Origin of the sequence: Pseudomonas neustonica, from assembly GCF_003797945.1 — a bacterium.
Lineage (GTDB): Bacteria > Pseudomonadota > Gammaproteobacteria > Pseudomonadales > Pseudomonadaceae > Halopseudomonas > Halopseudomonas neustonica.
Map to the genome: position 1 here is coordinate 37,496 of NZ_RKKU01000031.1, position 6,000 is coordinate 43,495.

Below are 6,000 nucleotides of genomic sequence, written 5' to 3' on the forward strand. Positions count from 1 at the left end.
CAACCTGCAATCAGAAGGACTGCAACCATGAAATTCGCCATCGCCCTACTCTTCTCACTCTCAGCCCTGACTACCTTCGCCGTCCATGCCGAAGATGGCAGCAAGCGTCTGCACGAGCTTCATCAGCAGCACATCGAGCGAGGTTGAGCCAAACCGCTGCAGGGAGATCGCAACTGATTCGTCCTGCAGCGCTCCTTTACCAATCATCTAACTCTCACTAAATAACGTCACTCCACAACTGCTTGCTCCGTGCTAGGCTTGGCAATCAGCCACATAACTGTGGCCCCTTGACGCCAGCCAATCACTGTTCGGGAAACCGTAAAATGAGCAATGACAAGCAGTATGAGCCACCTAAAGTCTGGACCTGGGACGCCGAAAGCGGCGGCAAGTTTGCCAACATCAACCGCCCCATCGCAGGCCCTACTCATGACAAGGATCTGCCGATAGGCAAGCAGCCTCATCAATTGTATTCCTTGGCCACGCCCAACGGCGTCAAAGCGACAGTGATGTTCGAGGAACTGTTGGAGCTGGGTTACAGCGACGCTGAATACGATGCCTGGTTGATCAACATTGGTGAAGGCGATCAGTTCTCCAGTGGCTTTGTTGAGGCCAATCCCAACTCGAAAATCCCTGCGCTGGTAGACCACAGTACTGACGTGCCGACTCGGGTGTTTGAGTCAGGCTCTATCCTGCTGTATCTCGCCGAGAAATTTGGTGCGTTCTTGCCGACCGAGCGCTCCCAGCGTACCGAAGCGCTGAACTGGCTATTTTGGCAGATGGGGTCAGCGCCCTACCTCGGTGGTGGTTTCGGACATTTCTACGCTTACGCGCCGGAGAAGTTCGAGTACCCCATTAATCGCTTTGCCATGGAGGTCAAGCGCCAGCTTGATGTGCTGAACCGCAATCTGGCAGAGCGCGAATTCATGGCCGGTGCCGACTACAGTATTGCTGATATCGCCATTTACCCCTGGTATGGCCTGATGGTTGAAGGCAACCTCTACAGCGCAGGCGAGTTCCTATCGGTCCATGAATATACCCATGTACAACGCTGGGCTTCGACCGTTGCCGCGCGAGCGGGCGTTAAGCGCGGGCGAATGGTCAACCGCGTATGGGGCGAAGCCTCTGAACAGTTGGCGGAGCGTCACGCGGCGAGCGATTTCCCCGCGCAGGTTTGACTAAAAAGGGCGGTGTCGCAAGCGGCACCGCCCTTTTTTAGCACCCGATTGTTTAATCCATAAAGCGTTTTTATCCAAGCCCTGGTACCTGTAGCTCTGCTAATATCGCGCTATAAATCATGCTGGATCAATGAGACGGGCGTCCCTATTTGAACGATCAAATTGCCAACATTCGTCAGCTATTCGCTGACATCTCGACGATGTACTCGTCAGATGACACCGATATGGCTCGCCTGCGCGGGGCTCAAGTCACCTCCGTGACGCGCGTCACACTGCCGATGATGCTAGCGAATATAGGTAGTGGCTGCTGTCTCCTTATTGCCTACGCACCCAATATTCCGCTAGGGCAATGGATATGGCTTGCCGCGCTTACCTGCTTGTGCCTGATCTCCTGCAAGGGCTGGTACCGTATCCGCAAGAACCCGGTTGTCTATGCTTCATCCAAAAGCGCACATAGAGCAACGATCTACTCATCCTCCCTGGCCGCACTTTGGGCATGCATGATACTTATCTGGTTTCCTGACGCGTCCAGAGGCCAGCAGATGGCCTTCGCAACCATTGTGACCGGTATGATCAGCGCCGGAAGCTTCGTCCTTAGCCCGCTGCCCTATGCGAGCATTTGCTACACCCTTATCTACTCTTTTGCTGCGGTTGGTGCCTTGTGGTTAACCGGACACCTGGCCTCTCTTGGTGTAGCCCTGCTGGTGTGCATCTACTCACCCATGGTGCTGGTTGGCTCCTTGAGCGCATGGCGCAAATCGACTGATCTGATCGCCGCCAATGCACGCTCTGAGCGACAGGAGCAAGCCCTTGCCGTGTTGCTGCAGGATTTTGAACACAACGCTGGCGATGCGCTCTGGGAAACCGATATCGTCGGCAAACTCAACCATGTCTCCAATCGCCTCACCGACGTCCTGGGACTGAAACAGAATGAAGATAACCAGCACAGTTTTCAGGCGTTGCTGGCAGAGCGGTGCCCGGATGACGCTGAGCGTCTGCAAATACTCTCGGCTGAGGGCCAGCCATTCCGTGATATGAGACTGACCATGACTACTCCGAAAGGGGTTGCCTACCTGGTCATGGCTGGCAAGAGCCTGTACTCAGCTACGGGTATATTTCTGGGCTGGCGTGGTGTTTTGACAGACGTCACCGAGAAAGTGAGAAGTGAACAAAAGCTTCGCGATCTGGCGCACACCGACTCGCTGACCGCATTGTCCAATCGCTTTCACCTGCGTCAAGCGTTGAATAAAGCGATTGAGCAAAATGGGCCCATTGCACTGCTGTGCATTGATCTCGACCGATTCAAAGCAGTTAACGACAATTACGGCCATAGCGTTGGCGACTCTATACTTCGTGTTATTGCGCAACGCCTACGCTCCTGTGTGGATCAGCAAGCACTGATAGCCCGCATGGGAGGCGACGAGTTTGCCATCCTGCTCTGGTCACAGGCCGCTGTAAAAAAGGTAGATGAGCTCGCGCACAACGTGGTCGATACGCTGTGTGAACCGATCATGATTAGCGAACGCCAGTTCCGTGTCGGCGCCAGCGTCGGTTATACCGTTAGCAGTGGTTCCCATCCTTCACTTGACGACTTACTGATACAAGCAGACATCGCCATGTATGCAGCAAAAGAGTCCGGCCGGGGGCGCTGGGTGGCCTACTCACCGCAACTGGGAGAGGTGAGTCGACGAAGACTCAGTATCGAAAACGGTTTACGCAGTGCCATCGACAACAACGAAATATCTCTGCACTGGCAACCCAAAGTCGATTTACAAACGTGGCAAGTCGTCGGTGTGGAAGCGCTGATGCGTTGGCATCACCCTGAACTTGGGCACATTGGCCCGATAGAGTTTATTCCGATAGCCGAGCAATGCGGGATGATAGATAAGCTTGGAAGGTGGGCGCTAAGTGAAGCCTGTCGTGAACCGCCCCGGGTTTCGCGGAGGCTGTTTGGTTTAAGTCAAGCCGCCACCTTGGAAGCCTGACTGGCTAGTTGCCGATAGTAGTTTGCCTCAGCCTCTGCGGGCGGTATATATCCGATGGGTTCGAGCAGTCGCTGGTGATTGAACCAATGCACCCATTGGAGCGTGGCCAGTTCCACCTGCTCACGATTGCGCCACGAGCGTCTGTGGATCACTTCGGCCTTGTACAGGCCGTTAATCGTCTCAGCCAGGGCATTGTCGTAGCTGTCCCCTTTGCTGCCTACCGACGGCTCCACGCCAGCCTCGGCCAACCGTTCGCTGTAGCGGATACTGACGTATTGCGACCCGCGATCGCTATGGTGGATCAGATGGCTACCGCGTTCAGGCTGACGTGCGTATAAGGCCTGTTCCAGCGCATCCAGCACGAAGTCGGTTGTCATCGATGGGCTCACCCGCCAGCCGACAATGCGCCGGGCAAAGACGTCCACAACGAAGGCCACGTACAGCCAGCCTTGCCAAGTGGAAACATAGGTGAAGTCGGACACCCACAACTGATTCGGTCGGTCGGCTCGGAACTGCCGGTTCACCTTGTCCAGCGGGCACGGAGCCTTGTGGTCGCTGACTGTGGTGCGGACGATCTTGCCACGCCGGACTCCGCGCAGGCCAAGTCGTCGCATCAACCGCTCGACCGTGCAGCGGGCCACGGCGTCTCCTTCACGGTTCATCTGCTTCCAAACCTTGTCAGCACCGTAAACTTGCAGGTTCGCGTTCCACACAGCTTCGATCTTTGGCATCAACTTGCTGTCGCGCCGGGCTCGGTGGCTTTGCAAATCCGGATTTCGACGGCGGGCGGCATATCGGCGATAGGCTGACGGGGCAATCTGCAGCACCGTGCAGATTGGCTCGACCCCAAAAGCATCCCGGTGTCCATCCACCAGAGCGTAGATCACTTCAGCCGGCGGTCGAGCTCCGCCTGGGCGAAAAACGCACTGGCCACCTTGAGTATTTCGTTGGCCCGGCGCAACTCCTTGACCTCGCGCTCGAGCTCTTTGACGCGTTGCGCGTCGGCTGTGCTGACGCCCGGCCGTACGCCGGCATCGACGTCTGCACGCTTGACCCATTCCAGCAACGTTTGGGGTACGCAGCCGATCTTGGGTGCAATCGACTCGACCGCCGACCACAGCGAGGGATAGTCGCCGCGATGCTCTTGCACCATCCGCACGGCTCGTTCACGGACTTCAGGGGAAAACTTGTTTGTCTTGTTCATGGCTTCATCTTCTCAGGAGTTGAAGCCTCCGCGAAACCCGGGGCGGTTCAGATTGATGATGCAGATAAGGCGCTTGCCATACTCAACGAGATACGAAGCACCGGTGTAAGACTCGCGCTGGATGATTTTGGCACTGGCTACTCTTCACTGTCGTATCTACGCCGCTTTCCATTCGATACGCTAAAAATAGATCGTTCTTTTGTTACCGAACTACTGACCAAGGACGACGCCAAATCTATTGTAAAAATGATTACTGACTTGGCCAAGGAGCTTGGTAAGCACACCGTCTGTGAAGGGGTGGAAACCGTGGAGCAGCTTGACCTGATCTGTACTGCAGGCTGCCATCAAATCCAAGGTAACCTGATAGCTGAGCCCTGCCCACTCAACGAGTTTTCGCGCACCATAAACCCTGATCGGGTTCTACCCCGTTTCCACGGACGGTTATAAAACAGCTAAGAGCTTTTGATCCTGCGCAGCAACTCTACGTCGCATCCTAGGATTATGGAACCGCTCGATGTATTCAAATAGGTCTGCTCTTGCCTCGTCTTGAGTACGGTAACGTCGGTGATGTACTCGCTCTCGCTTCAGCATCCCAAAGAAGCCCTCACAGGCGGCATTATCGCCACAGTGGCCAACGGCACTCATGCTGCTGACTAACCGATTGCTGCCCAGATAACGCTGGTAATCGCCGCTGGTGAACTGCGTACCCCTGTCTGAGTGCAGTATCACCGGGGTTTCGCCCTGGCGTTGCCACACAGCCATTTGAACAGCTCTGATTACCATCTGCCGATCCTGTCTGTGATGCATGGACCAGCCCACAATCAGCTTACTGAACAGATCCAGGACCACGCATAGATACAGTTTTCCTTCCTGAGTGGAGATCTCCGTAATATCCGTGACCCACTTGGTATCAGGCTCAAGCGCTGAGAAGTCCCGCTGTAGATGGTTTTGAATACCCTGTGGCCGACTCGACGCTCGCCCCATTCGTCCCCGCTTTTTGCGAGGCCACCCCTGGATACCGTGCTTAGCCATTAGCCTTGCAACCCGATTCAGGCTCGTAGAAGTGCCTTCGGCAGCCAGGTCTTCATGCATCCGGGGCGAACCAATCATGCCACCACTATCATCATGAATCTCTCTGATTCGCGACAACAGATGCTGATTAGCCATAGCCCTGCTGGATAGAGGTCGAGATGCCCAGGCGTAATAACCGCTGGCCGAGACCTTCAGGCATCGACACATAAGGCGTATCGGGAAAAGACTGCGACAGCGTTGAATCGCCTGATACCTCAGGACGACTCCTTTGCAAAGAACACTGCCGCTTCGCGCAAAAAATCGCGCTCCTTTTTTACCCGCGCCAGTTCGCGTTTCAGATTGGCAAGCTCCTCGTCACGAGGCGTACCAGAGCCCTTGAACGCTTTGCTTGGCACATCGTCCGCTTCACGGACCCACCGCGACAACAAATTGGGGTTAATGCCAATCTCTAAGGCCACCTGACGACAGTTGGTACCAGGCTGGCGAGATAGCGCGATGGCTTCGCGCTTGAATTCAGGGCTGTATTTTCTGCGTTTGGACATGAACACTCCTTTGGCACATTGTGCCTCTTTTCAAGAGTGTCCGCAGTAACGGGGTAGAACCC

The 6,000-nt window shown here is 55.4% G+C and carries 6 protein-coding genes and 1 other annotated feature; of the genes, 3 read left to right on the forward strand and 3 right to left on the reverse strand.

What is annotated here, in order from left to right; translation table 11 throughout:
* Window positions 1-60: 60 nt before the first annotated feature.
* Window positions 61-207 carry a hypothetical protein gene (locus EF096_RS20475; RefSeq protein ID WP_182249812.1) on the reverse strand — a complete coding sequence of 49 codons (147 nt, stop codon included), beginning with the start codon at window positions 205-207 and terminating at the stop codon, window positions 61-63.
* A gap of 116 nt (window positions 208-323) precedes the next feature.
* Between EF096_RS20475 and yghU the strand changes: the two genes are divergently transcribed.
* Window positions 324-1,175, forward strand: coding sequence for a glutathione-dependent disulfide-bond oxidoreductase (yghU, locus tag EF096_RS17680; RefSeq protein WP_123891113.1), 852 nt, complete (start codon window positions 324-326; stop codon window positions 1,173-1,175).
* 149 nt (window positions 1,176-1,324) lie between these two features.
* On the forward strand, window positions 1,325-3,160 hold the full coding sequence (locus tag EF096_RS17685; RefSeq protein ID WP_123891114.1) for a putative bifunctional diguanylate cyclase/phosphodiesterase: 1,836 nt from the start codon (window positions 1,325-1,327) through the stop codon (window positions 3,158-3,160).
* Here the strand turns inward: EF096_RS17685 and EF096_RS17690 are convergent.
* Window positions 3,136-4,364 (reverse strand): IS3 family transposase gene (locus tag EF096_RS17690; RefSeq protein WP_123891115.1). Its coding sequence is split into 2 segments (ribosomal slippage): window positions 3,136-4,076 and window positions 4,076-4,364, totalling 1,230 coding nucleotides; the frame shifts between segments, so codons are not numbered across the junction. The two genes, EF096_RS17685 and EF096_RS17690, sit on opposite strands and share 25 nt — an antisense overlap.
* Window positions 3,970-4,086 (reverse strand) — a sequence feature (AL1L pseudoknot). It overlaps the preceding gene by 117 nt.
* On the opposite strand from EF096_RS17690, the gene EF096_RS17695 reads away from it, so the two are divergent.
* Complete coding sequence (locus tag EF096_RS17695) at window positions 4,299-4,811, forward strand: EAL domain-containing protein (protein WP_123891116.1); 513 nt, start codon at window positions 4,299-4,301, stop codon at window positions 4,809-4,811. The genes EF096_RS17690 and EF096_RS17695 overlap by 66 nt on opposite strands.
* Here the strand turns inward: EF096_RS17695 and EF096_RS17700 are convergent.
* Window positions 4,806-5,938 (reverse strand): IS3 family transposase gene (locus EF096_RS17700; protein ID WP_123891117.1). Its coding sequence is split into 2 segments (ribosomal slippage): window positions 4,806-5,698 and window positions 5,698-5,938, totalling 1,134 coding nucleotides; the frame shifts between segments, so codons are not numbered across the junction. The genes EF096_RS17695 and EF096_RS17700 overlap by 6 nt on opposite strands.
* Window positions 5,939-6,000 lie beyond the last annotated feature (62 nt).

What these genes read in the sequence shown, in the direction of transcription:
- EF096_RS20475 (WP_182249812.1), bottom strand. Translation starts at nt 207, where the DNA reads ATGATTGGTAAAGGAGCGCTGCAGGACGAATCAGTTGCGATCTCCCTG.
- yghU (WP_123891113.1), top strand. Translation starts at nt 324, where the DNA reads ATGAGCAATGACAAGCAGTATGAGCCACCTAAAGTCTGGACCTGGGAC.
- EF096_RS17695 (WP_123891116.1), top strand. Translation starts at nt 4,299, where the DNA reads ATGCTCTTGCACCATCCGCACGGCTCGTTCACGGACTTCAGGGGAAAA.